This window comes from Duganella sp. 1411 (genome assembly GCF_017833525.1).
Lineage (GTDB): Bacteria > Pseudomonadota > Gammaproteobacteria > Burkholderiales > Burkholderiaceae_D > Rugamonas.
Genome location: NZ_JAFICD010000005.1, coordinates 444,452 through 466,517 on the forward strand (window position 1 = coordinate 444,452; position 22,066 = coordinate 466,517).

Below are 22,066 nucleotides of genomic sequence, written 5' to 3' on the forward strand. Positions count from 1 at the left end.
CGCATCAGCCTTAAATTCGGCGGCCATGGTACTCCAGAATCCGTAATTCTGAGACGCGATACGTCCGGCAAGCTTTTACTTCTTATCAAAAATTAACAAAAACCTGCAAGGTGTGGGGTATTTGCTGCTGGTTCGTTTACACCCTGTTACGCACTGTACGTCCTGTATCAATGGGTAATTGTCGCGCGGGGGCGGCCCATGCGCTGCTAGTCTTGGTCGCGTAGTGGTAACCACCTCCTGCCTCAACCCCGCAAGGACTCATCATGATATTGCTATTTTGCGGCCTGTCCGGCGCCGGCAAGTCGACGCTTGCCAACAGCGTCAAAGACCTTCTTGGCCGCCAATTCATTCCCGTTGAAGTCATCGATGGCGATGCGTATCGCGCATGCTTGTTTTCCGACCTGGGTTTTTCGCGCCAGGACCGTAGCGAAAACCTGCGTCGCCTCGGCTACCTCGCCGATAAATTCGCCGCACACGGCATCGTCACGATCATCAGTGCCATCAGTCCCTATGACGACGTGCGCAAGGAACTGGTCGCGCTCTATCGCGACGTGAAAGTAGTGTTCATCGATTGCGCGCTCGACGAACTGCGGCGGCGCGACACCAAGGGCTTGTACCGGCGCGCCAGCCTGCCCGACGATGCGCCCGACAAGTTGACGTGCCTGACCGGCGTCAACGATCCGTTCGAGCCGCCATCGGAACCCGACCTGTATTTCAACACCGGCGACAGCGGCATCGCCGAGTGCAGCGCGCGCGTCTGCGAGTATGTGCTGAGCCACACCGCTTTCGTCCAGCGCAGGAGGGCACGGCATGGTCAATGACGTCCTGGTGATCGCCGGGATGCACCGCTCCGGCACATCGCTGATCACGCACTGGCTGCATGATTGCGGCTTGCAGGTTGGTGAGCGCCTGGTGGGCGTGGGCACCGGCAATGTCGAGGGCCATTTTGAAGACGAGGACTTCTTCCATCTGCATCAGCAAATCCTGATCGACAAAGGTGTTCATCCCGACGGCCTGCAGCCGCCCGAGGCGATGACGCCGAGCGCGCGGGAGCAGGCGCAAATGCGCTCCCTCATCGCCGCCAGGAACTCCAGCTTCCCGCAGTGGGGCTGGAAGGAGCCGCGTACCTGCCTGTTTCTGGAGACGTATTCGGCGTTGCTGCCGCAGGCGAAATATCTGGTGCTGCTGCGCGATCATCAGGAGGTGGTGCATTCGCTGCTCAAGCGAGACTTCGCCCTGCTCGACCAGCGATACCAGGCAAAAAGCTGGCCGTATCGCATGGCGTGGAAGTATTTTTACCGGTCGATGCGGCTGGCGCGGCATCGCCGCAAGCACCGCGAGCGCTACCTGCAAGCGTGGCTGGTGTACAACCGGATGATCTTGCGGATGCTGGACCAACTGCCGCAGCATCGCTATCTGGTGGTGAGCTACAAATCGATGCAAAGCCAGTGCGCCGAGGTGTTCAATTTCCTGTCGTCGCGCTGGTCGTTCCAGCTGCAATACAAAAAATTCGCCAGCGTGTACCGCAGTGAGCTAATCAGCCGCAAGGTCGACATGGCGCCGATCGGCGTCGATCCAGCCCTGCTGGCCGAGGCGCGGCAAGTCGGCGCCAGCCTGCAGGGCTACCTGCAACGCAGCCAGCGGCGCCTGGCCGCGATGTCCGCTGCGAGCGTGGACGACAGGGTTTGCGCCTGAGGCGAATGCCAATGTCGGGGCGTCCGCTTATTTGCGCTCGTTCTTCTTGGCCGGCTGGTTGGTGCAGGTGGTGTTGTCCTTGTGCGCGGTCCCGATATTTTCGCCGCCGGAGGCATCGACGCCACCTTGCGGGCGGTGACAATCGGCCTTGGTGCCCTTGGGCGGCTTGTTGTCGAAGCCCGGCTTGGCGGTCGGCTGCATCCCGGCGTTGCCGTTCTGGGCGCCGGTGTTGGCCTCGGCCTCGCCCTTGGCCGCGCCTTTGGGCTGGAAGGCCGTCGCCCCGGTGCTGCCGGTGGGCTGGGCGACATCCTTGTCGGACATCGGTTTGCTTTGCGCGTGCGCCGCCGCGCTGAAGGAAGTGGTCAGGCAGAAAGCCGCGAGGCCGATGGCGGCTTTCGCCTTGGTGAATTGGGTGGGCATGATCGTCTCCTTGAGTCCATTGATGACTCAAGGATTGTTTCACGCCCAACACATTTCCCAAGTAGGATACCTGCCCGTGCGCAAGTCAGACACGCGGCAGCAAGTTGATGAGCGTGTTACTTCGCCGCAACCCGGTAGTTATCCACCATCTTGTAGCGCATCGCATACAGCGCGAACAGGCCGGCCGTCAGCAGCGCGAAGGCGGCGAAGAAGAACATCTGGAACGCGATGGAGCTCATGCCGATGGTGGCGATGTGCGCGCTGACAGCCTCGTTCTTCACGCCCGAGTTGACGATCAATACCCACAGGTTGCCGACGGTGACTGCCAGATACCAGAAGCTCAGGATGATGCCCTTCATCGGCGCGGGCGCCTGGCTATAGGCGAATTCCAGGCCGGTGGCCGAAACCAGCACCTCGCCCAGCGTCAGCAGCGCGTAGGGCAGCAGCTGCCACAGGATCGAGACTTTGTCGCCGCCGTCCATCTTCAGCTGGATGGCGCCGATCACGATCCACGCCGCGCCGGACAGCGCGATGCCCAGGCCCATGCGGCGCAGCGGCGTTGGGGTGATGCCGATGGCGCGCATCAGCGGGAACAGCGCGAGGTTATTCAAAGGGATCAGCAGCATCACCAGGATAGGATTGATGGCCTGCATCTGCGCCGGCAGCAGCGTGAATTCCCAGCCGAAGATCGACAGCAACGGGCTGTCCATGGCGTTGGCCTGGACGATCCAGGTCGACGCCTTCTGGTCGAACAGCGACCAGAATGGCGTGATCATGGCGAACACGATCAGGATGCGCAGCACGGCGCGCACGCCTTCCACCGCTTCGTCGGTGTGCGGGCCGCGCGCGCGGTCGAGCTGCAGGGACACGCCGACGCCGCCGAACGCCAGCAACAGCACCAGCGCCGTGCAGGCGGCGATGACAAAGCCCCACTGCGGCGCCATGCACAGCGACAGCACGGCGCCGGCCGCGCCGATGCCGGCGACGATCAGGCCCGGACGCGATTTCCCGGGCACTTTCGCGAACAACGCGGTGCGGGCGACGCTGCTGAACGAATCCGGATTGGGCGCGGCCGGCGGCACGTGCACGTATTTTTTGCGGCCGATCCAGAACACCAAGGTGGCGATCGCCATCAGGATGCCGGGAATGCCGAAGGCCACGGCCGGGCCGTAATCGCGCAGCATCAACGGCATCAGCAGCGAGGCGAAGAAGGAACCGAAGTTGATGATCCAGTAGAAGGCGTCGAACACCAGCTTGGCGCGGTTCTTGTTGGTCTGGTCGAACTGGTCGCCGACGAAGGCCACCACCAGCGGCTTGATGCCGCCCGAGCCGAAGGCGATCAGCGCCAGGCCGAGGTAGAAGCCCTTCAGGTTGTCCTCGAAGATCGCCAGGCAGGCGTGGCCCGCCACGTAGATGAGGCTAAACCAGAACACCGTCTTGTACTTGCCGAAGAAGCGGTCGGCCAGCCAGCCGCCCAGCAGCGGGAAGAAGTACACGCCGATGACGAAGGTATGGAACACGTGCTTGGCCTCGGTGGCGCGGTCGGCCATCGGAATGAACAGCAAAAGCGTGCTCAGGAGAAACGGTGTCAGGATGTTGCGCATGCCGTAGAAGCTGAAACGCTCGCAGCCTTCGTTGGCGATGATGTAGGGAATTTGTCGGGGCATCGGCCCGTTGCCGTTGGCGATAGCGCTGTCAGTCACTGGTTTCTCCTAAATTTTGTGTAGTTTGACTACTCATTTTTGTTTTATGAATTCCGGTGGAAACTCATAACTCATTGATTTGTTTGAATTAATTGTGATAATTCCAAATCGTGCCCACGATTGAAAAAAACAACATCGTGATGTATATTCTCTACAAACTCATCCGCGCGCCTTCCACGACACGCAGCCAACCCCGGATTCTCTTATGACTAAGCAACTAACTCAAGTTTCACCGCACGCTAAAGACTGGTATCGCGAGGCCATCATCTACCAGGTTTATCCGCGCAGCTTCCTTGACACCAACGGCGACGGCATCGGCGACATCCCCGGGATCACGGCAAAGCTGGACTATATCGCATCGCTGGGCGTCGACATCGTCTGGATTTCGCCGTATTTCAAGTCGCCGATGAAGGACTTCGGCTACGACATCTCCGACTACTGCGACGTCGATCCGATGTTCGGCACCCTGGCCGACTTCGACGCGATGATCGCCAAGGCGCACAGCATCGGCCTGAAGATCATGATCGACCAGGTGATGGCGCATACGGCGGAGGAGCATCCGTGGTTCAAGGAGAGCCGTTCGAGCCGCGACAATCCCAAGTCCGACTGGTACGTGTGGTCCGATCCGGCGCCGGACGGCAATCCGCCGAATAACTGGATGTCGGTGTTCGGCGGCTCGTCGTGGCAGTGGGACACGCGCCGCCGTCAATACTATTTACACAATTTCCTCGTCAGCCAGCCGCAGCTCAACTTCCACAACCCGCAGGTGCAGCAGGCGCATTTGGACGCGCTGCGCTTCTGGCTCGAGCGCGGCGTCGACGGCATCCGGCTCGACGCGTCGAACTTCCACTTCCACGACCCTGAGCTGCGCAGCAATCCGCCGGCCGTCAACCGCGACACCGCCACCGTCTCGGACGTGAACCCGTACGGCATGCAGGCCCACATCTACGACAAGAGCCGTCCGGAGAACCTGCCGTTCCTGCAAAAGCTGCGCGTGCTGCTGAACGAATACCAGGCCGTGTCGATCGGCGAAGTAGGCGCCGACGACTCGCTGGCCGTCATGGCCGAATACACCGCCGGCGGCGACAAGCTGCACATGGCCTACAGCTTCAACCTGCTGGTGCCGACATGTTCGTCGCACTACATCCGCAAACAGGTGGAGCAGTTCGAGGCGCGCGTCAAAGGCGGCTGGGCCTCGTGGTCGGTCGGTAACCACGACGTGCAGCGCGTGGCCACGCGCTGGGGCGGGCCGGGCGCGCCGAAGGCTTTCGCCAAGATGATCCTGGCGATGCAGCTGTCGCTCAAGGGCACGCCGTGCCTGTACCAGGGCGACGAGCTGGCGTTCGCCGAGGCGGACGTGCCGTTCGAACTGCTGCAGGACCCGTACGGCATCACGTTCTGGCCGGAGTTCAAGGGCCGCGACGGCTGCCGCACGCCGATGGCGTGGACCGGGGCGGCCGACGGCGGCTTCACCACCGGCAAACCGTGGCTGCCGGTGTCGCCGGACCACATCGCCAAGGCGGCAGCGGTGCAGGAGGGCGACGCCGAATCGTCGCTGGCGTTCACGCGCAAGTTCATCGCCTGGCGCCGCAAGCTGCCGCAATTGACGCGCGGCGCGATCGAATTCTTCGACACGCCGGAACCGGTGCTGGCGCTGCGCCGCGACGCCGACGGCGAGCGCGGTATCATCGCCGTGTTCAACCTGGGTGGCGAGCCGGTCAGCTTCACGTTACCGCAAGTAGCGGGCGCCGAACAGATGGAAGGTTACGACCTGCCCGGCACGGTGGAAGGCACGCAGGTGCAATTGCCAGCCTTTGGCGCCTGGTTCGGCTACGCGCGCGCCTGACCCGCACGGCCAAGCGGGGTCGTACCCCGTGCGGGGTACGACCCCTAAGCGATGACGCATGCGTCTCGCTACAGGTGCTTGGGTTTGACTGCGCTACTTCTTAACGCCCCATATTTCGGGTATGCTTCCGCCAACTGTTTTGACTGAATCGACGATGAAACAAGCTGAAGTAGACCAAAAACTCAACCGCACGGCCTTCGCCGACGGTCCGCGCCTGCTGGCCGACATCGGCGCCACGCACGCGCGCTTCGCCTTGCAAACGGCGCCGGGCGAATTCCGCGCCGTGCGCGTGCTCAAGTGTGACGACTACAGCGACATCGTCGCCATGCTGCGCTCGTACCTGTCCGACCACGCCGACATCACGCTCAACCACGCCGCGCTGGCGGTGGCCAACCCGGTCAGCGGCGACCATGTGCGCATGACCAACCGCGACTGGGAATTTTCCACCGACGAAGTGCGCCGCGAGCTGGGCCTGCACACGCTGCTGGTGGTGAACGACTTCACCGCGCTGGCGATGTCGCTGCCGGGCCTCAAGCCGGCCGATTTGATGCAGGTCGGCGGCGGCAAGCCGGCGTCGAACTCCGTCATCGGCGTGCTCGGACCGGGCACGGGCCTGGGCGTCTCCGGCGTCATTCCCACCGTCGACGGCTTCGTCACGCTCGGCTCCGAGGGCGGCCACACCAACTTCGCCCCGGCCGACGAGCGCGAATATTCGATCCTGCAGTACGCGTGGCAAACCTGGTCGCACGTCTCGACCGAGCGCCTGATCTCCGGCCCCGGCATGGAGATCATCTACCGCGCCATCGCCAAGCGCAACGGACGCCAGGTGCGCGACCTGACCTCGCAGGAGATCATGGCCGGCGCGCTGACCGACAAGGACCCGCTGTGCCTCGAGGTGCTCGAATGCTTCTGCGCGATGCTGGGCGGCGCCACCGCCAACCTGGCCGTCACCTTGGGCGCGTTCGGCGGCATGTTCATCGGCGGCGGCATCGTACCGCGCATGGGCGAATGGTTTGCCACGTCGCCGTTCCGCTCGCGCTTCGAGGCCAAGGGCCGCTTCACCAGCTACCTGTCGGAGATCCCGACGTACGTGATCACCACGCCGAATCCGGCCTTCTACGGCGTGGCGACGATTTTGTCGGAACACCTGCGCGGGCGCAGCGGCGCCAACACGCTGATGGAGCGCGTGCAGCATCTGCAGCACGAACTGACGCCGGCCGAGCAGCGCGTCGCGCAACTGGTGCTGGAGCAGCCACGCCTGGTGCTGAACGAGCCGATCGCCGACATCGCGCGGCTGGCCGAAGTGAGCCAGCCGACGGTGATCCGTTTCTGCCGCTCGCTCGGTTTCCTCGGCCTGGCCGATTTCAAGCTGAAGTTCGCCAGCAGCCTGACGGGCGCGATACCGGTGCGCCACAGCCAGGTGCGCGTCAGCGACAGCACGCACGACCTGAGCGCCAAGGTGATCGACAATACCGTTTCCGCGATTTTGAAATTCCGCGACCAGCTCGATGTGCGCTCGCTGGACAAGGCGATCGCGCTGGTGGCCAAGGCCAAGCGGGTCGAGTTTTACGCGATGGGCAATTCGCGCGTGGTGGCGCTGGACGGCCAGCACAAGTTCTTCCGCTTCCGGATCCCGACGTCGGCGTACGGCGACTCGCATTTGCTGACCTTGGCGGCCGAGCTGCTCAATCCGGGCGACGTGGTGATCGCCATTTCCAACTCGGGCAAGCTGCCGGACCTGCTGGAAGCGGTCGACGCGGCGCGGGCGGCGGGGGCGGACGTGATCGCCATCACCGCCAGCAACTCGCCGCTGGCCAAGAAGGCCAGTGTCTGCCTGGCGGTCGATCACACGGAGGACAGCACCACGTTCCTGTCGATGATCTCGCGCATCTTGCAGTTGCTGCTGATCGACATCCTATCGGTGGGCATCTCGCTCGACACGCAGAACGCGCGCGTGGTGGTGCAGCAAAAGGCCAAGGGCGGCGAGACCGACAACCGCCGCTTGCTGATTTCCCACCTCGACAGCTAAGCGCCCAAACAAACCAAACCCTAAAGCAGACCCGACGGTCTGCTTTTTTTATTCCGGGGTCAGGTCCACCATTTCTACACGAGCTGGTGTGTAATCCGGATAAACGGCGATCCCGCGCTGCTAGGGCTGGGTCCGTGTAGAAATGGTGGACCTGACCCTGGAGTGATGACTGTTACAAATCGGGGCTTGAACTCTTTCAGAAATGGGATAAGATATATCTTAATAAGTTATATCTTAACTTGTTATATCTAAGGAGCTCGACATGTTTGGATTTTCACATCACCATCATCATCCACGCGCCGCGCATGGCCCGCATCATGGCGGCGGCGGTCGCGGTCGCGGCCCGAAAATGTTCGACGCCGGCGCCATGCGCTATATCGTCTTGCAGTTGATTTCGGAAAAGCCGCGCCATGGCTATGAAATCATCAAGGAGCTGGAGCAGCGCTCCGGCGGCGGTTACACGCCCAGCCCCGGCGCCATCTATCCGCTGTTGTCGATGTTGCTCGATATGGGGCATGTCGCCGCCACCGCCGATGGCAACAAGAAGCTGCATACGATTACCCCGGAAGGCGAGGCCTTCCTGGCCGAGAACCGTCAGTTCGTCGATGCCATCGTGGCCCGCATGAGCGATCCGGCCGAGTCGCGCGACGATCTGCGCAGCATCATGCATGAGCTTAAGCATGCGGTCATCGCCCAGGGACAGGAAAACCATCCGGGCGCCGCCAGGCTGGAACAGATCCGGGCGATCCTGCGCCGTACCACGGCCGAGATCCTGGCGCTGGAGTGAGCATGACCGTTCCCCTCGCTTTGACGCCGGCGCGCGAGCGCCTGGTCCTGTGGCTGCTGGCGCTGACACAATTCACCGTCATCATGGATTTCATGGTGATGATGCCGCTGGCGCCGCAGTTGATGCAGGCCTTCGCCATCACGCCGGCGGCGGTGTCCGGCGCGGTGTCGGCCTATGCCTGGTGCGCCGGCCTGTCCGGCCTGCTGGCGGCGATGTATATCGACCGCTTCGACCGCAAACGCCTGCTGCTGTGGATGTTCGCGCTGTTCACGCTGTCGAACCTGGCGTGCGCCATCGCCCCCAATTTCCACGTGCTGGTGCTGTCGCGGGCGTTCGCCGGCGTGACCGGCGGCGTGCTTGGCGCCATCATCATGGCCATCATCGGCGACCTGATTCCGGCCCACCGACGCGGCGCGGCGACCGGCATCGTGATGACGTCCTTCAGCCTGGCGGCGGTGGCCGGCGTGCCCACCGGCGTGATGCTGGCCGCGCATTTCGGCTGGGCGTCGCCTTTTTATCTGCTGGTGCTGTTTTCGCTGGTGATCTGGGCCTTGGCGGCGCGGGCGCTGCCGTCCATGACGGGCCATTTGACCCGGCGCGTGCCGCTGTCGGCCGTGCTGCCGAACTTGATCGGCCTGTACCGCGTGCCCAACCACCTGAAGGCGTTCGCGCTGTCGTTCGTCAACATGATGACCGGCATGCTGGTGATTCCATTCATCTCGCCCGTGCTGGTGAGCAACCTCGGCGTCAAGCCGGCGGAGATCACCTATGTGTACCTGGCCGGCGGGCTGGCGACCTTGGTCAGCGCGCGCCTGGTGGGCCAGTGGTCCGACCGCGCCGGCGCCCACAAGGTGTACCGCTATCTGGCGCTGTTGTCGGTGGCGCCGATGATGTTCATGACGCATATGCCGATGATGCCGCTGCTGGCGGTGATCCTGTTCTTCCCGTTCTTCATGACGGCGGTGTCGGGACGCACCATTCCGCTGCAGGCGCTGATGACGACCGTGCCGGAGCCGTCGCGGCGCGGCGCCTTCCTCAGCGCCAACGCGGCGATCCAGCAGCTGGGCAGCGGCGTCGGCGCCTTGCTGGGCGGCCTGACCTTGCGCACCGACGCGGCCGGCCACATCCTCGGCTACGGCTGGAACGGTTGGCTGGCGGCCGGGTTGACGGTGTTTTCGGTGCTGTGGGTGGGCCAGGTCGCCAGCGCGGCGGGCGCCTCGCCCGCGCCCGGGGAGCGCAAGGCGGCGTGATGGGCGCCGGCGTGGGCGGCCGGGCCGCTCACGCCATCGGGAGCGCCTCAGCCGTCGATGCTGAGGCGTTTTTCCGGATGTTTTTCCCGGCGCCAGCGCGCCAGGCTGATGACTTCGTCGTTGGTGGCGTCCTCGACCAGGATCTCGTCGTCGCTCGACGACACCAGGAAGCTTTCCCAGCGCTGCGCCGATTCGGCGCTGTTTTCGACAAAGCTGAACTGCCAGTAGCTTTTGCCGTTGAGCTTGCGCGGGGTGGGATCGTATTCGATCAGCGCGCCGTGGACCTTGCCGCCGGAGCTTTTCTCCAGCATCGACGACCATTGTTGCAGTTCAGGCAGTGCCATCAGCGCGGCCGACGCTTGCTCCTTGGTGCGCGTGGCCTTCGGTTCGGCGTGCGAGGCGGCATCGGCGCTGGCCGCCGGACGCGGCTCGGCCACGTGCGCCGGCGCTTTGGCCGGCGGCGCCTTGCTGGCGACGACCGGCTCGGCCGGCTTGACCGGCGCCGGCGGCGCCACCACCGGTTTGCTGTTGTTTATATAAACACCCACGCCGATGGCCAGCGCGACGGCGGCGGCGCCGGCGATGGCCAAGGTGCGGGGGGACGGGGAGCGAGATGCCATAAGGGATAGCCTGGACTATTTTGTTGACGGCCATACTAAACCAAAGGCATCCATCGGGCAACTTCAACCCTTCAGTTCGCCGATGAAAGGGCGTGTTTTTGCAGGAAACAGCAGATATTGGGCGTCAACATGCCGGGACCGATGCCCAGCCGCCGGGCCAGCCACAGCAGGGGACGCAGGCTGCGCACGTCGGCGCCGCCGCGCAGGCGCGAGCGCAGCAGGAAATTGTCGGGCTGCGCGGTGTCCAGATTGTCGTAGTGGGGGCCGAAGCCGCGCCGCACCGCCCACGGCCACACGCCGCGCGGCAACGGCTTGCCCAGCAGGCGGTCGATCCAGCGCGGCAGGTAGTTGACCAGCCAGCGGCCGCTGTGCGCCTCGCGCGGCCACATGCGGTTGCTCGAGCCGGTCAGCAGGATCAGCCCGCCCGGCGCGAGCACGCGGTCGAGCTCGCGCTGCACGGCCGCCAGCTCGGCCGGCGCCACGTATTCGAGCACGCTGTTGCAGGCGATCAGGCTGAACTGCCCGTCGGCGAACGGCAGGCGGCGCGAGTCGGCCACGTGGGCGAAGTTGATGTTGTCGATGCCGTAGCGCTCGGCGTTCAGGCGCGCCAGCGCCACCCAGTCGGCCGAGTCGTCGGTGGCGCTGACCTGCGCGCCCAGATAGGAGAACAGGATGGCCGAGGCGCCGATGTTGCAGCCGAACTCGAGCACCTGCATGTCCGGCAGGCGCAGCGGCATGACGTCGAGCACCATGCGCAGCTGGTCCCATTCGTAATCGACCTGGCCGCCGACCCACGGGTCGCGCGGCGTGAGTCCGAGCTGGCGCGCCAGCGTGTCGAAATCTTGTTGTTTGGTATGCTGATTGACGGCGACCGTGTGCATGGAACCTCCCGTGTTGAATTGCGTCTCAACTATAGGAGGCTAGCCGCCGGCGCTGCTTGTCGTAGCGCAAACCGCGCAAACCGGCCTGCGTCCCCAAATGGCCTATGTCTATATTGTTTTGGTATTAGTTGCGCGAGATAATTCATTGGCGGCACCATTGGCGTTTTTGTACCATCGTTGCAGCATAAGAAAAGGACTCTGACTAGTGGATAAGACAATTCTGGGCGTCGACTGGGGCACCAGCAACCGGCGCGCCTATCTGATCGACCAACAAGGTAATTGCTTGGCGGAACATGAGGACGGCCAGGGCATGCTGGCGGTCGGCGGACGCGAGCGCTTCAGCGCGTCGCTGGACGGCTTGCTCGATGCCATGCACCTCGATAACGACGTGCCGGTGATCATGTCCGGCATGGTGGGCAGCGCCTCCGGCTGGCAGGAAGTGAACTACCTGGACGCGGCCGTGCCGCTGACCGAACTGCCGCGCCACCTGGCGCCGGTCACCGATCCGGCCTGGGCCGGCCGCTGCCATATCGTGCCCGGCTATTGCTACCGCAACGGCGCCGCCGTCGACGTGATGCGCGGCGAGGAAACCCAACTGCTGGGCGCCGTGGCGCTGGGCAAGCGCGACGGCTGGCTGGTGTTGCCCGGCACCCATAGCAAGTGGGTGCTGCTGCGCGACGGCGTGATCCAGTCGTTCGCCACCTACATGACCGGCGAGCTGTTCGCCATGCTGTCGGCCGGCGGCACCCTGTCGTCGATGATGGCCGGCGACACCACCGACGCCGAGGGCTTCGCGTCCGGCCTGAACCAGGCGGCCCGCAACGAGCCGCTGTCGAACACGCTGTTCCGCGTGCGCGCCGGCGTCGTCTCGCGCACCTGGCCGCAGCAGCAGGCCGCCGCCGTCGTCAGCGGTTTGCTGATCGGCGCCGAGTTCGCCGCCGCCGCCAATGCCGCGCGCGACCAGGCGGTCGACGGCGCCGATGCCGGCATCACCGTCATCGGCTCGCCGGCGCTGGCCGCGCGCTACGCCGCCGCCGCCGCCCACTTCGGCCTGCGCTGCGAAGTGCTCGATCCCCATCACGTGTATTGCACGGCGATTTCCCAATTCATCAAGCAGGGCTGACCATGACTATTTCCCATCCAACCACTCCGCTGGTCGCCATCTTGCGCGGCCTGCAACCGACCGAGGCCGTCGCCGTGGCCCAGGCGCTGTTCGACGCCGGCTTCCGCGCGCTCGAAGTGCCGCTGAACCGTCCGGGCGCGCTCGAGTGCATCGCCTCGATGGTCAAACTCAATCTGCCGGGCACGCTGGTCGGCGGCGGCACCATGCTCAACGTCGACCACGTCGACGCCGTGTACGAAGCGGGCGGCCGCCTGCTGGTGTCGCCCAACTGCAATCCGGCGGCGATCCGCCGCGCCGCCGACCTGGGCATGTACTGCGCGCCCGGCGTGGCCACGCCGACCGAGGCGTTCGCCGCGCTCGACGCCGGCGCCCACGCGCTCAAGCTGTTCCCGGCCGAGATGATCGGCCACGGCGGCCTGAAGGCGATGCTCAGCGTGGTGCCGGCCGGCACCCCGATGTGGCCGGTCGGCGGCGTCACGCCGGAAACGATGCCGGGCTGGGTCAAAGCGGGCGCGACCGGCTTCGGCATCGGCGGCGCGCTGTACACGCCGGGCGTGACGATCGAGCAATTGAGCGAGCGCGCCGCGGCCTTCGTCAACACCTGGCGCGGCCTGGCCGCCTGATTCCTTCCATCCTGGGACTAACACAATGAGCAAGCATGAAGTGCAATGTCTGTGGCAATTGGGCGCGCAACTGGGCGAGGGCCCGCTGTGGGTGGCGGAGCAAAACCGCCTGTATTTCGTCGACCTGAAAAATCAAAACCTGCACGCGCTCGACACCGTCAGCGGCGAGCGCCACACCTGGAAGATGCCCGACTATATCTGCTGGCTGATCGCCCGCCGCGACGGCGACGGCTTCATGGCCGGCCTGCGCGACGGCATCGCCCGCGTCTGGCTCGAACCCGAGCTGCGCATCGAATACCTGGCGCGTCCGTTCCCCGAGGGCAGCGCCCTGCGCATGAACGACGCCAAGGTCGACAGCGCCGGCCGCATCTGGGCCGGCTCGATGCACAACACCGACTACGCGCAAGCGATCGGCATGTTGTTCCGCCTCGACAAGGATCTGACGTTGACGGTGGCCGACGACGCCTATCACATCTGCAACGGCCCGGCCTTCAGCAACGACGGCGCCACGATGTACCACACCGACAGTTTCGAGGGCCGCACCTACGCCTATGCGCTGGCGGCCGACGGCACCTTGGGCGAGCCGCGCGTGTGGCGCCAGTTCGACAGCGACACCGAAGGCGCGCCCGACGGCATGACGGTCGACAGCGAGGGCTGCGTCTGGATCGCGCAATGGAGCGGCGCCCGCGTGTGCCGCTATTCGCCGCAAGGGGAGTTGCTGGAAACGATACGGGTGCCGGCGCGCAACCCGGCCTCGTGCACGTTCGGCGGTCCCGACCTGAAAACCTTGTTCATCACCACCGCCAGTGAGGACAACACGCCCGAACAGCTGCAAGAGTTCCCGCTGACGGGCGCGCTGTTCTCGGTGCGGGTGGAAGTGGCCGGCGTACCGGCCGCGCGCTTCGGTTAACCGGCGGTTCAGCAACGACAGCGCCGGCCGTGCGCCGGCGCGTTATCCCGAATTTTGATGAGGCCGCGCGACGCGGCGGGGGGAGGTGCGCACAGGTGGTCGGTCACAAAGCCGCTGTAGAAACAGCGCAAACAAAAAAAATCAAAACAACACTGGAGACACAATGAAATTCAAGAATTTGCTCGCCACCATCTGCGGGGTGGCGATGAGCCTGGCCGCGTCCGTCAGTTCCGCCCAATTCGCCAACGGCGCCGATGTCGGCTGGGTCAGCCAACAGGAGAAGGCCGGCTACTCGTTCTTCAACAGCAGCGGCGTCAAGACCGATCCCTTCGTGCTGCTGAAGAATCTGTCGATCAATTCGATCCGCCTGCGGGTGTGGGTCAACCCGGCCGACGGCTGGAACAACGGCGCCGACGTCCTCTACAAAGCCAAGCGCGCCGCCGCCCAGGGTCAGCGCATCATGATCGACTTCCACTACAGCGACACCTGGGCCGATCCCGGCCACCAGGCCAAGCCGGCCGCCTGGGCCAACCACACGCTGGCGCAGCTGAACAACGACGTCTACAGCCACACCCAGGGCATCCTGAGCTACCTGAAGACCAACGGCATCAACGTCGAGTGGGTACAAGTCGGCAATGAGATCAACAGCGGCATGATGCTGCCGGAGGGCAGCACCAACAACTTCGCCAACTTGGCCGGGCTGATCAACAGCGGCTACAACGCCACCAAGGCGGTGTATCCGAACGCCAAGGTGGTGCTGCACCTGGCCAACGGCCACGACAACGCCGTGTTCCGCTGGTTCTTCGACGGCGTCAAGGGCAAGGGCGCCAAGTGGGACGTGATCGGCATGTCGCACTATCCGCCGGCCTCGGACTGGGCCAACTACAACAACAAGATCTCGACCAATATGTGGGACATGGTGTCGCGCTACGCCAAGCCGGTGATGGTGACCGAGGTCGGCATGGACTGGACCCAGGCCGCCACCTCCAAGGCGATGGTGGCCGACCTGCTGAGCAAGACCAAGGCGCTCGGCTCGAACGGCCTGGGCGTGTTCTACTGGGAGCCGCAGGCGTATCCGGGCTGGCAGGGTTACACCATGGGCGCGCTTGACGCCAGCGGCAAGTTCACCATCGCCATGGACCCGTTCTAAGTAGCAGCTCCACGAAAGCGCGCCGGACCTTCCTCCGGCGCGTACGTCGCGGCTTATGCGGCCGCGACGCTCAAGGTCCAGGCGGTGCCGAAGCGGTCCTTCAGCATGCCGAACAGCGGCGTCCACGGCGCGGGCTGCAATTCCGACATCACCGTGGCGCCGGCGGACAGCTTGTCCCAGTACGCGCGGACATCCTCCTGCGTTTTTGCCTCCAGTACGATCATGAAGGCGTTCTCGCCCGGGTTCCATGGGGTGTGCGACGGCACGTCGTAGGCCATCACGCGGAAGCCGTTATCGCCCGCCACCTGGCCCCAAATGAGTTGGTCCGCCTCCGCTTCGTTGCTCACCTGGTTGAAGTCCTTGTAGGTCAGTGCGGTGACCTGTCCGCCGAATACGGATTGATAGAAGTCGAGCGCCGCGCGCGCCTGGCCGCGGAAGTTTAAGTGGATGACGGCGCTGACGGTTGCTGGTTTCATGGTGTACTCCGGTTGTTGAAAAAAGGAGTTGCATTCTAGCGAGCGCCTGCGTCAGTTTCTGTCAGGAGTCGATGCCTCCGGGCCGGTTGCGGTATCGGCGAAATCGGGTGAGAATGCGTCGCTTGAACATTACAGCGGCGCCATCATGCAGAAACCCTCGATCAGATATTTACACCTCGCCCCGGAAAACGACTTGCCGGTGTTGGAGGGCTTGACCGCGTTTAAAGCCATCGTCATGGTCGAGGCGGAAGTGCCGGAGACGACGCGGTGGGACGTCAGCCGCTGGCTCGTCGAGTCCGGTTGCAAATATGCGCTGGCGTGGGGCGGTCAATGCGAGGCCTGGCGCGAATCGATCGACGACGCCGCCCTCGAGGCGGCGGACTACGAGGATGTGCCGGAAGAGGAGCAAGTGATGGCGACCGCGCACGACGATGAGGACTTGAGCGAGGTCTTCTGGTTCGCCAAGCACCGCGCCTCGCACGCCCGCGAACTGCACGAAACCTTGATACTCCACATCGCCGAAGCACCGCGCCGCGACGAAATCGAGGCGGAGTTCCGCGACGCCTGAGTCTTCCGGTAATGCCGCTAAGTTAAGGCGATTTTCGTAGGGCGGATTAGGCGGAACGCCGTAATCGGCCATCGATGAGCCGCCGATAACGCATGCATGGCCGATTACGCTGCGCTAATCCGCCCTACGTGGTTCCGATGTCCGCCTAACTTAGCGGCATTAGAGCCTTCCGGCCGCTCCCTGGCGGCGATCAAACGCCGGCCGCGTCCGCGAAAAGGACGGTTGAGTAAGAACAATCAGATGCCGACGACGTCTAACCCGATACTGTAACGGGAGAGGACTATGAATTGGCATACCTTGCTTGAATCCGTTCCACGGATGGTCGCGACGGAAGCCGTTGGTTATTGTATGAGCGCGCTCTCACAGGTCGATGTACCTGCGATGTCGAAGAGAGACTATTTCTTTCCGATGTTTCGCAGCATGCCTACGCCTGAAGCTGTTAAGCTTGCCAAGATAATACTTGGCAAGATTGAAGAAGGTGAGGGCAAGGAGATCGAGGATCTGGATACTAAGACTGCCGACAGATACATATGTGAGCTTGGCGTCGCGGACGATGAACTGACCGAGCGCGTGGAAGGCTTGAGCCGAGAGCGCGGTGACGAGCTGCTTCGACGGCTCCACAGCGAACAGTAACTTCGCCGCTCACACCGCTTTGCGTTGCTACTTCGGCGCGCCGGCGGGCGCGGTGGTCAGCACGTCGTCGTCCTTGCTCCAGGCCGGCGACGTGATCGCGTAGAAGTCGAGCGGCACGCCTTTGCTGGCGCGGATCGAGCGCACCGTGCTGGGTTGAATGACGATATACGAGCCGGGTCCTATCGTCTGCACGTGGCCGTCGGTCCAGATTTCGCCCGTGCCGCTGAGCACGAAGAACGATTCCTCGCCTTCCTTGTTATGGCTCCACGCGCTGGCTTTGCCCGGCTCCAGGTGAAACAATGCGACGCTGACCTTGTCGCTGCGGGCGCCGGCGGGCGCGGTCCTGCCGCTCAACTCGCGCAAGGTGACGCCGGGTGCTGTCGTGATGACGGGCAAACTGGCGGAATCGATGACGGGAGGTGGCGTCTGCGCCGAGGCGAGGACGGGCAGGGCGGCAAACAAGATGGCGGATGGTTTCATGGGTTTGGCGATAAGGAATCAGCGGCGAGTGTAGCAGACGTATCCATAAAAAAAGCCAGCTTCCGAAGAAGCTGGCTTTTCCGTGCAGCGAGGCTTGGCGGCTTAGCCTAGTCCAAGCCGGCCGGCAATTACATCATGCCGTCCATACCACCCATGCCGCCCATGCCACCCATACCGCCCATGCCGCCGCCGGCTGGCTTGTCTTCGGTGACTTCGGCAACCATGCAGTCGGTGGTCAGCATCAGGCCGGCGATCGACGCTGCGTTTTGCAGTGCCGAACGGGTGACCTTGGCTGGATCCAGCACGCCCATTTCAACCATGTCGCCGTAGGTGCCGTTGGCGGCGTTGTAACCGTAGTTACCGGTGCCTGCCAGAACCGCGGCAACGACCACCGAAGCTTCTTCGCCGGCGTTTTGCACGATCATGCGCAGTGGCTCTTCCATGGCGCGCAGAACGATCTTGATACCTGCGTCCTGGTCCGGGTTGTCGCCTTTGATGGTGATCGCGGCGCGGGCGCGCAGCAGGGCAACGCCGCCGCCTGGCACGATGCCTTCTTCCACTGCGGCGCGGGTAGCGTGCAGCGCATCTTCAACGCGGGCTTTCTTCTCTTTCATTTCGACTTCGGTGGCTGCGCCAACCTTGATCACGGCAACGCCGCCGGCCAGCTTGGCCACGCGCTCTTGCAGTTTTTCACGGTCGTAGTCCGAGGTCGCTTCTTCGATCTGCACGCGGATCTGCTTGACGCGGCCTTCGATGTTGGCGGCTTGGCCGGCACCGTCGATGACGATGGTGTTTTCCTTGCCGACTTCGATACGCTTGGCTTGGCCCAGCTCTTCCAGCGAGATTTTTTCCAGGGTCAGGCCGACTTCTTCGGCAACCACTTGACCGCCGGTCAGGATCGCGATGTCTTCCAGCATGGCCTTGCGACGGTCGCCGAAGCCTGGGGCCTTGACGGCGCAGGTTTTCAGGATGCCGCGGATGTTGTTGACAACCAGGGTTGCCAGCGCTTCGCCTTCGATGTCTTCGGCGATGATCAGCAGTGGACGGCCGGCTTTAGCGACTTGTTCCAGTACCGGCAGCAGATCGCGGATGTTCGAGATTTTCTTGTCGCACAGCAGGACGAATGGATTGTCCAGGATCGCGACTTGCTTCTCTGGGTTGTTGATGAAGTATGGCGACAGGTAGCCGCGGTCGAACTGCATACCTTCAACGATGTCCAGTTCGTCGTTCAGCGACTTGCCGTCTTCCACGGTGATGACGCCTTCCTTGCCGACTTTTTCCATCGCTTCAGCGATGCGCTCGCCGATCGACGCGTCCGAGTTGGCCGAGATCGAACCGACTTGGGCGATTTCCTTGGTGGTGGTGCATGGGCGGGCGATGATGGCGATCTGCTCGACGGTGGCGGCGACGGCCTTGTCGATGCCGCGCTTCAGGTCCATCGGGTTCATGCCGGCGGCAACGAACTTCATGCCTTCGCGCACGATGGCTTGTGCCAGCACGGTCGCGGTGGTGGTGCCGTCGCCGGCGTTGTCGCTGGTGCGGGAAGCAACTTCCTTGACCATTTGCGCGCCCATGTTCTGCAGCTTGTCTTTCAGTTCGATCTCTTTGGCGACCGACACGCCGTCCTTGGTGACGGTAGGGGCGCCGAACGAACGTTCCAGCACGACGTTGCGGCCTTTCGGGCCCAGGGTGACTTTCACTGCGTTGGCCAGGACGTTGACGCCTTCGACCATTTTGGCGCGCGCTGCGTCGCCGAAGATTACTTCTTTAGCTGCCATGTTGTTTCTCCAGAATTAGGTAAGTACTGTTTGCAAGCGGTCGGTCGAATTACTTGACGACGATTGCCATGATGTCTTCTTCGCGCATGACCATCAGTTCTTGACCGTCAACTTTGACGGTCTGGCCGGCGTATTTGCCGAACAGAACGCGGTCGCCTACCTTGACATCCAGCGGACGGACCTTGCCGTCTTCGAGAATCTTGCCATTGCCGACGGCGAGCACTTCGCCTTGATCAGGTTTTTCGGCGGCCGCATCAGGGATGATCAGGCCGGACGCAGTTTTGGTTTCCTGGTCGAGGCGTTTGACGATTACGCGATCGTTCAAAGGGCGAAGGTTCATACAAAACTCCTTAGTTAACAATGGTACAGTTTGTTGTTGTGCCGATCTTGCCTAAACGCTCAGATTGCCACAACGGAAAGTTGTCGAGGGTGCTGTTAGCACTCTCTCGGAACGAGTGCCAATTATAGGGACGACCCAACCGTATTTCAAGGCGCATACCTTGAGAAGACGCAAAAAAGAGGGGGAATGTTGCAAAGGTGACTAGGAATTGCCGCGCCGGGCGGCATGGCGCCCGGGGCATCAAGGTTCGAGGGGGACGGGTGGACTTAACACTTACGGGAAAAATACCAGTCGAAGCAAAAGCGGATGGCGCACGCGAACAGCATCATTTGCAGATAGATCGTTGCCGTCGCCCTTGGCGAGGCGCTGAAGCAGGAAAACAAAAGCACCAGCGCGCAAGTGATGAAACCGAATTGCACCGTGCGGCGCGCCGGCGTCGAAAGCGGCTTGCGGCCCGAGAAATACCAGCCGAAGCCGGAATACAGCGCACCGGCGATGGCGATCATGGGCGCCAGCGTGGTCAGGGCCGCAGGCATCCCCGGTGCCGGAAAGTACAGCGCGCCGGCCGACAATAGCGCCGCCAGCAAGGCGATCGCGCCGACGACGCGATATTGCTTAGGCGTGGCGTTTGTCTTCGAGGGGACGGGGGACGGCGATTCGGCTGGTGTCGGCGGTTCCGCCAGATCTCGAACATCGACTTCGAAGACGGCCGCAAGCGCCGTCCTGGTCTCCCTCGAAGCGCTGCCGTCGGCCTCGACACGTTGTATCGTGCGCAGGCTGACGTCGGCGATTTCCGCCAGTTGTTCCTGCGACCACGAACGTTCGTTGCGCAGGCGTTTCACGGTTTTCGGGCTTAATTTCATGTCATCGTCCATTGTGCGGCTCCAGTTGTAATGAATGAAACCGGAGAATGCGTAGATTATGCCAAAAATGCTACGACAGTTTGCCGCCAATCGGGTGACAGCGTGCCGCCAGCCGCCCGAACGGCTTTCCGGCGACCCGTGCTGGGCGCAAAAAAAAAGCCCGCTACGGGAGCGGGCTAAATCTATTTCCTTGGAGGAGATAGAGGAGACAGAAGCATGATGCCGCACCACACAATATATAGCCAATTTATAGTTGTGATGATAAATATCACCATTTAATATAACTGTGAGGCACGGGAGCGAAGGCGTCAGGCAAGCGTTAATTCAGCAACAGCGGAAGAATGGTGGAAGTCGATGCGCCCGCTCCGACCGATACTGCAAAGTTTGCCGTAGTGCTATTTGTGAAAGTATCCTCGTCATGCGTGACCGTGTAGGCATACTGCCCCACGGCGCTTTTTGCGGGGATCGTCACCTTAACGGTCGGGTTTTCGCACCCCAAATACGTAATACCATTTGACAGCCATTGGCTTACGGTGACGCATGTTACAGGGCCGGAAAAATACGGCGTGGTTAATTGACTTCCAGCATAAAGCTTGACTGGGAAATACAACATATAGCATTTCACTGGCGCGCAAACCTGATAAAAATCAGATTTCACGAGTACCCTTCCGACAAATTTCACATCGACGGTGGTGGTCGCATTCGGTTTTGCGACAGGAGAACTTGGTAATACAGTCATCGAAGCAGCACATACCGAGCCGGCCGTCATTACGCCAAGCAAAACGCCAAGCGCCATGAGCACGGATCGACCGGCCTTAATATTAAAAATTTCAAAAATTCGCATGAGATGCTTCCTAATATTCTTTAAAAAGTGCTTTAGGCGGCCATTAAATTTCGCGCGCCATCCGCCACCGCAGGCCGAACCACAGCTCGCAGTCACCAATGACTGAAATTCACATTGAAATTTGCTTTACGCAAAAATACTTGGATAACCGCGCCATTTCTTTCAAGGACAAAGAATTAAGTGGCGCGATTGTTAGCAACGATTTAGCCAATCAGAACTGAATTAGCTGACGCTACGCAAGCAGGATATGCGATCAGATAGGAAACGCGAACGAAACGCTAGCGGCACTTTCGCGGTCGCCCCACACGTCGCAGTTGCCGCTTCCGGATACGTTGACGATCAAGCCTTGTGCTTGTGCGGCGAGGATCGACGCGATCATCGCTTTGCCCGCTGCGCTGTTATTGTCGATGGCGAACTCATTGCTTGTGGCGCAGGCCGGACGGCCCGAGTTCGTGCCGACGTTAAACGCCCACAGCGCGGCGCGGGTAGCCGTGATTCCAGCGACCTTTCCGGAAGCGCTGCCGGCATATGCATTGAAGGAGAACAGGGATAAGGCTGCTGCGGTGGTCAGGAGCGCGACGCGGAATTTGGATGTAGTGGTCATAGATAATAGGTCTAAAGTTATTCCATGGTTTATCAAATCAATGCCTCCGCAATAAGCAGCGTGTCCGGAGGATTCGAATGTGCAAGTAACGATGGGGTGTATCGACGAAAGATGATTACCCAAACGTTCACACTACCGCAGCCAGTAACTTCAGCAGCGACATATATATAATATACAACATTTCTTTTTTTGAAAAGAACAATTTTTATATTTTTATAAGCAGAAACCGATCACGGCGGAGCGGTTCGCCGATTGTTTTTTCGATTCAGTCTAAAACACGTAGGGCGGATTACGCTGCGCTAATCCGCCCTACGAGGTTGTGAATTTTTCGATTTCCTGTCCTGGTCGGGTAGACGATGTCCGGCTCGATGGCATTTGCCGCCAGGTGATGTTTTACACCGGCGAAAAGTTGTTTTACTTGTTTGGAGATGCCTTGGAAGGCA

At 62.2% G+C, this 22,066-nt stretch carries 23 protein-coding genes; 12 read left to right on the forward strand and 11 right to left on the reverse strand.

The window, feature by feature from the left end; translation table 11 throughout:
* Window positions 1–263 precede the first annotated feature (263 nt).
* Both cysC and JOD97_RS24845 read left to right on the forward strand, forming a co-directional pair.
* On the forward strand, window positions 264–821 hold the full coding sequence (cysC, locus tag JOD97_RS24840) for an adenylyl-sulfate kinase (RefSeq protein WP_209724532.1): 558 nt from the start codon (window positions 264–266) through the stop codon (window positions 819–821).
* On the forward strand, window positions 811–1,695 hold the full coding sequence (locus tag JOD97_RS24845) for a hypothetical protein (protein WP_209724534.1): 885 nt from the start codon (window positions 811–813) through the stop codon (window positions 1,693–1,695). The genes cysC and JOD97_RS24845 overlap by 11 nt, the downstream gene beginning before the upstream one ends.
* A gap of 27 nt (window positions 1,696–1,722) precedes the next feature.
* Here the strand turns inward: JOD97_RS24845 and JOD97_RS24850 are convergent, their stop codons facing one another.
* On the reverse strand, window positions 1,723–2,115 hold the full coding sequence (locus JOD97_RS24850; protein ID WP_209724535.1) for a hypothetical protein: 393 nt from the start codon (window positions 2,113–2,115) through the stop codon (window positions 1,723–1,725).
* A 116-nt stretch (window positions 2,116–2,231) separates the two neighbouring features.
* A complete protein-coding gene (locus tag JOD97_RS24855) occupies window positions 2,232–3,782 on the reverse strand; it encodes an oligopeptide:H+ symporter (protein ID WP_209724617.1) in 1,551 nt (516 codons plus the stop codon).
* A 241-nt stretch (window positions 3,783–4,023) separates the two neighbouring features.
* On the opposite strand from JOD97_RS24855, the gene JOD97_RS24860 reads away from it, so the two are divergent.
* From JOD97_RS24860 to JOD97_RS24875, 4 genes are all read left to right on the forward strand, one after another.
* Window positions 4,024–5,664, forward strand: coding sequence for an alpha-glucosidase (locus JOD97_RS24860; protein WP_209724538.1), 1,641 nt, complete (start codon window positions 4,024–4,026; stop codon window positions 5,662–5,664).
* A gap of 154 nt (window positions 5,665–5,818) precedes the next feature.
* Window positions 5,819–7,693 (forward strand): glucokinase, encoded by a 1,875-nt coding sequence (locus tag JOD97_RS24865; RefSeq protein ID WP_209724540.1) that lies wholly within the window; start codon window positions 5,819–5,821, stop codon window positions 7,691–7,693.
* Window positions 7,694–7,955: 262 nt separating this feature from the next.
* A complete protein-coding gene (locus tag JOD97_RS24870; protein WP_209724542.1) occupies window positions 7,956–8,480 on the forward strand; it encodes a PadR family transcriptional regulator in 525 nt (174 codons plus the stop codon).
* 2 nt (window positions 8,481–8,482) lie between these two features.
* A complete protein-coding gene (locus JOD97_RS24875; protein ID WP_209724543.1) occupies window positions 8,483–9,730 on the forward strand; it encodes an MFS transporter in 1,248 nt (415 codons plus the stop codon).
* Window positions 9,731–9,777: 47 nt separating this feature from the next.
* Here the strand turns inward: JOD97_RS24875 and JOD97_RS24880 are convergent, their stop codons facing one another.
* Window positions 9,778–10,350, reverse strand: a complete 573-nt coding sequence (locus JOD97_RS24880) for a hypothetical protein (RefSeq protein ID WP_229264686.1) — start codon at window positions 10,348–10,350, stop codon at window positions 9,778–9,780.
* Window positions 10,351–10,421: 71 nt separating this feature from the next.
* A complete protein-coding gene (locus JOD97_RS24885; RefSeq protein ID WP_209724545.1) occupies window positions 10,422–11,231 on the reverse strand; it encodes a bifunctional 2-polyprenyl-6-hydroxyphenol methylase/3-demethylubiquinol 3-O-methyltransferase UbiG in 810 nt (269 codons plus the stop codon).
* Window positions 11,232–11,436: 205 nt separating this feature from the next.
* Here JOD97_RS24885 and JOD97_RS24890 point away from each other — a divergent pair, with 205 nt between their 5' ends.
* The 4 genes from JOD97_RS24890 (at window position 11,437) to JOD97_RS24905 (ending at window position 15,037) form a co-directional block, all read left to right on the forward strand.
* On the forward strand, window positions 11,437–12,354 hold the full coding sequence (locus tag JOD97_RS24890; protein ID WP_209724547.1) for a 2-dehydro-3-deoxygalactonokinase: 918 nt from the start codon (window positions 11,437–11,439) through the stop codon (window positions 12,352–12,354).
* A 2-nt stretch (window positions 12,355–12,356) separates the two neighbouring features.
* A complete protein-coding gene (locus JOD97_RS24895; RefSeq protein ID WP_209724549.1) occupies window positions 12,357–12,977 on the forward strand; it encodes a 2-dehydro-3-deoxy-6-phosphogalactonate aldolase in 621 nt (206 codons plus the stop codon).
* Between the two features lie 25 nt (window positions 12,978–13,002).
* Window positions 13,003–13,887, forward strand: coding sequence for an SMP-30/gluconolactonase/LRE family protein (locus JOD97_RS24900; RefSeq protein WP_209724551.1), 885 nt, complete (start codon window positions 13,003–13,005; stop codon window positions 13,885–13,887).
* Between the two features lie 163 nt (window positions 13,888–14,050).
* Complete coding sequence (locus JOD97_RS24905) at window positions 14,051–15,037, forward strand: glycosyl hydrolase 53 family protein (protein WP_209724553.1); 987 nt, start codon at window positions 14,051–14,053, stop codon at window positions 15,035–15,037.
* Window positions 15,038–15,090: 53 nt separating this feature from the next.
* On the opposite strand, the gene JOD97_RS24910 is transcribed toward JOD97_RS24905, so the two are convergent.
* Window positions 15,091–15,513 carry a VOC family protein gene (locus JOD97_RS24910; RefSeq protein ID WP_209724555.1) on the reverse strand — a complete coding sequence of 141 codons (423 nt, stop codon included), beginning with the start codon at window positions 15,511–15,513 and terminating at the stop codon, window positions 15,091–15,093.
* A gap of 211 nt (window positions 15,514–15,724) precedes the next feature.
* Between JOD97_RS24910 and JOD97_RS24915 the strand changes: the two genes are divergently transcribed.
* Both JOD97_RS24915 and JOD97_RS24920 read left to right on the forward strand, forming a co-directional pair.
* Complete coding sequence (locus JOD97_RS24915; RefSeq protein ID WP_229264687.1) at window positions 15,725–16,081, forward strand: hypothetical protein; 357 nt, start codon at window positions 15,725–15,727, stop codon at window positions 16,079–16,081.
* Between the two features lie 282 nt (window positions 16,082–16,363).
* A complete protein-coding gene (locus tag JOD97_RS24920; protein WP_209724558.1) occupies window positions 16,364–16,714 on the forward strand; it encodes a hypothetical protein in 351 nt (116 codons plus the stop codon).
* A 27-nt stretch (window positions 16,715–16,741) separates the two neighbouring features.
* Here JOD97_RS24920 and JOD97_RS24925 read toward each other — a convergent pair whose 3' ends face one another.
* The 6 genes from JOD97_RS24925 to JOD97_RS24950 form a co-directional block, all read right to left on the reverse strand.
* The gene (locus JOD97_RS24925; protein ID WP_209724561.1) at window positions 16,742–17,194 is read right to left on the reverse strand and encodes a cupin domain-containing protein; all 453 of its coding nucleotides are present in this window, start codon (window positions 17,192–17,194) and stop codon (window positions 16,742–16,744) included.
* A gap of 128 nt (window positions 17,195–17,322) precedes the next feature.
* Window positions 17,323–18,972, reverse strand: a complete 1,650-nt coding sequence (gene groL / locus JOD97_RS24930; protein WP_209724563.1) for a chaperonin GroEL — start codon at window positions 18,970–18,972, stop codon at window positions 17,323–17,325.
* Between the two features lie 49 nt (window positions 18,973–19,021).
* The gene (groES, locus tag JOD97_RS24935; protein WP_008451606.1) at window positions 19,022–19,312 is read right to left on the reverse strand and encodes a co-chaperone GroES; all 291 of its coding nucleotides are present in this window, start codon (window positions 19,310–19,312) and stop codon (window positions 19,022–19,024) included.
* Window positions 19,313–19,578: 266 nt separating this feature from the next.
* Window positions 19,579–20,187, reverse strand: a complete 609-nt coding sequence (locus JOD97_RS24940) for a helix-turn-helix transcriptional regulator (protein ID WP_209724565.1) — start codon at window positions 20,185–20,187, stop codon at window positions 19,579–19,581.
* Between the two features lie 307 nt (window positions 20,188–20,494).
* Window positions 20,495–21,019, reverse strand: coding sequence for a hypothetical protein (locus JOD97_RS24945; protein WP_209724567.1), 525 nt, complete (start codon window positions 21,017–21,019; stop codon window positions 20,495–20,497).
* Between the two features lie 253 nt (window positions 21,020–21,272).
* Window positions 21,273–21,623, reverse strand: coding sequence for a hypothetical protein (locus tag JOD97_RS24950; RefSeq protein ID WP_209724569.1), 351 nt, complete (start codon window positions 21,621–21,623; stop codon window positions 21,273–21,275).
* Between the last annotated feature and the right edge of the window lie 443 nt (window positions 21,624–22,066).

Bases quoted from the DNA above. Each gene is read 5' to 3' on its own strand.
- JOD97_RS24845 (WP_209724534.1), top strand. From the start codon at position 811: ATGGTCAATGACGTCCTGGTGATCGCCGGGATGCACCGCTCCGGCACA.
- JOD97_RS24905 (WP_209724553.1), top strand. From the start codon at position 14,051: ATGAAATTCAAGAATTTGCTCGCCACCATCTGCGGGGTGGCGATGAGC.
- JOD97_RS24910 (WP_209724555.1), bottom strand. From the start codon at position 15,513: ATGAAACCAGCAACCGTCAGCGCCGTCATCCACTTAAACTTCCGCGGC.
- JOD97_RS24900 (WP_209724551.1), top strand. From the start codon at position 13,003: ATGAGCAAGCATGAAGTGCAATGTCTGTGGCAATTGGGCGCGCAACTG.
- JOD97_RS24940 (WP_209724565.1), bottom strand. From the start codon at position 20,187: ATGGACGATGACATGAAATTAAGCCCGAAAACCGTGAAACGCCTGCGC.
- JOD97_RS24925 (WP_209724561.1), bottom strand. From the start codon at position 17,194: ATGAAACCATCCGCCATCTTGTTTGCCGCCCTGCCCGTCCTCGCCTCG.
- JOD97_RS24950 (WP_209724569.1), bottom strand. From the start codon at position 21,623: ATGACCACTACATCCAAATTCCGCGTCGCGCTCCTGACCACCGCAGCA.
- JOD97_RS24870 (WP_209724542.1), top strand. From the start codon at position 7,956: ATGTTTGGATTTTCACATCACCATCATCATCCACGCGCCGCGCATGGC.
- cysC (WP_209724532.1), top strand. From the start codon at position 264: ATGATATTGCTATTTTGCGGCCTGTCCGGCGCCGGCAAGTCGACGCTT.
- groES (WP_008451606.1), bottom strand. From the start codon at position 19,312: ATGAACCTTCGCCCTTTGAACGATCGCGTAATCGTCAAACGCCTCGAC.
- groL (WP_209724563.1), bottom strand. From the start codon at position 18,972: ATGGCAGCTAAAGAAGTAATCTTCGGCGACGCAGCGCGCGCCAAAATG.
- JOD97_RS24920 (WP_209724558.1), top strand. From the start codon at position 16,364: ATGAATTGGCATACCTTGCTTGAATCCGTTCCACGGATGGTCGCGACG.
- JOD97_RS24885 (WP_209724545.1), bottom strand. From the start codon at position 11,231: ATGCACACGGTCGCCGTCAATCAGCATACCAAACAACAAGATTTCGAC.
- JOD97_RS24875 (WP_209724543.1), top strand. From the start codon at position 8,483: ATGACCGTTCCCCTCGCTTTGACGCCGGCGCGCGAGCGCCTGGTCCTG.
- JOD97_RS24860 (WP_209724538.1), top strand. From the start codon at position 4,024: ATGACTAAGCAACTAACTCAAGTTTCACCGCACGCTAAAGACTGGTAT.
- JOD97_RS24880 (WP_229264686.1), bottom strand. From the start codon at position 10,350: ATGGCATCTCGCTCCCCGTCCCCCCGCACCTTGGCCATCGCCGGCGCC.
- JOD97_RS24865 (WP_209724540.1), top strand. From the start codon at position 5,819: ATGAAACAAGCTGAAGTAGACCAAAAACTCAACCGCACGGCCTTCGCC.
- JOD97_RS24855 (WP_209724617.1), bottom strand. From the start codon at position 3,782: ATGCCCCGACAAATTCCCTACATCATCGCCAACGAAGGCTGCGAGCGT.
- JOD97_RS24945 (WP_209724567.1), bottom strand. From the start codon at position 21,019: ATGCGAATTTTTGAAATTTTTAATATTAAGGCCGGTCGATCCGTGCTC.
- JOD97_RS24895 (WP_209724549.1), top strand. From the start codon at position 12,357: ATGACTATTTCCCATCCAACCACTCCGCTGGTCGCCATCTTGCGCGGC.
- JOD97_RS24850 (WP_209724535.1), bottom strand. From the start codon at position 2,115: ATGCCCACCCAATTCACCAAGGCGAAAGCCGCCATCGGCCTCGCGGCT.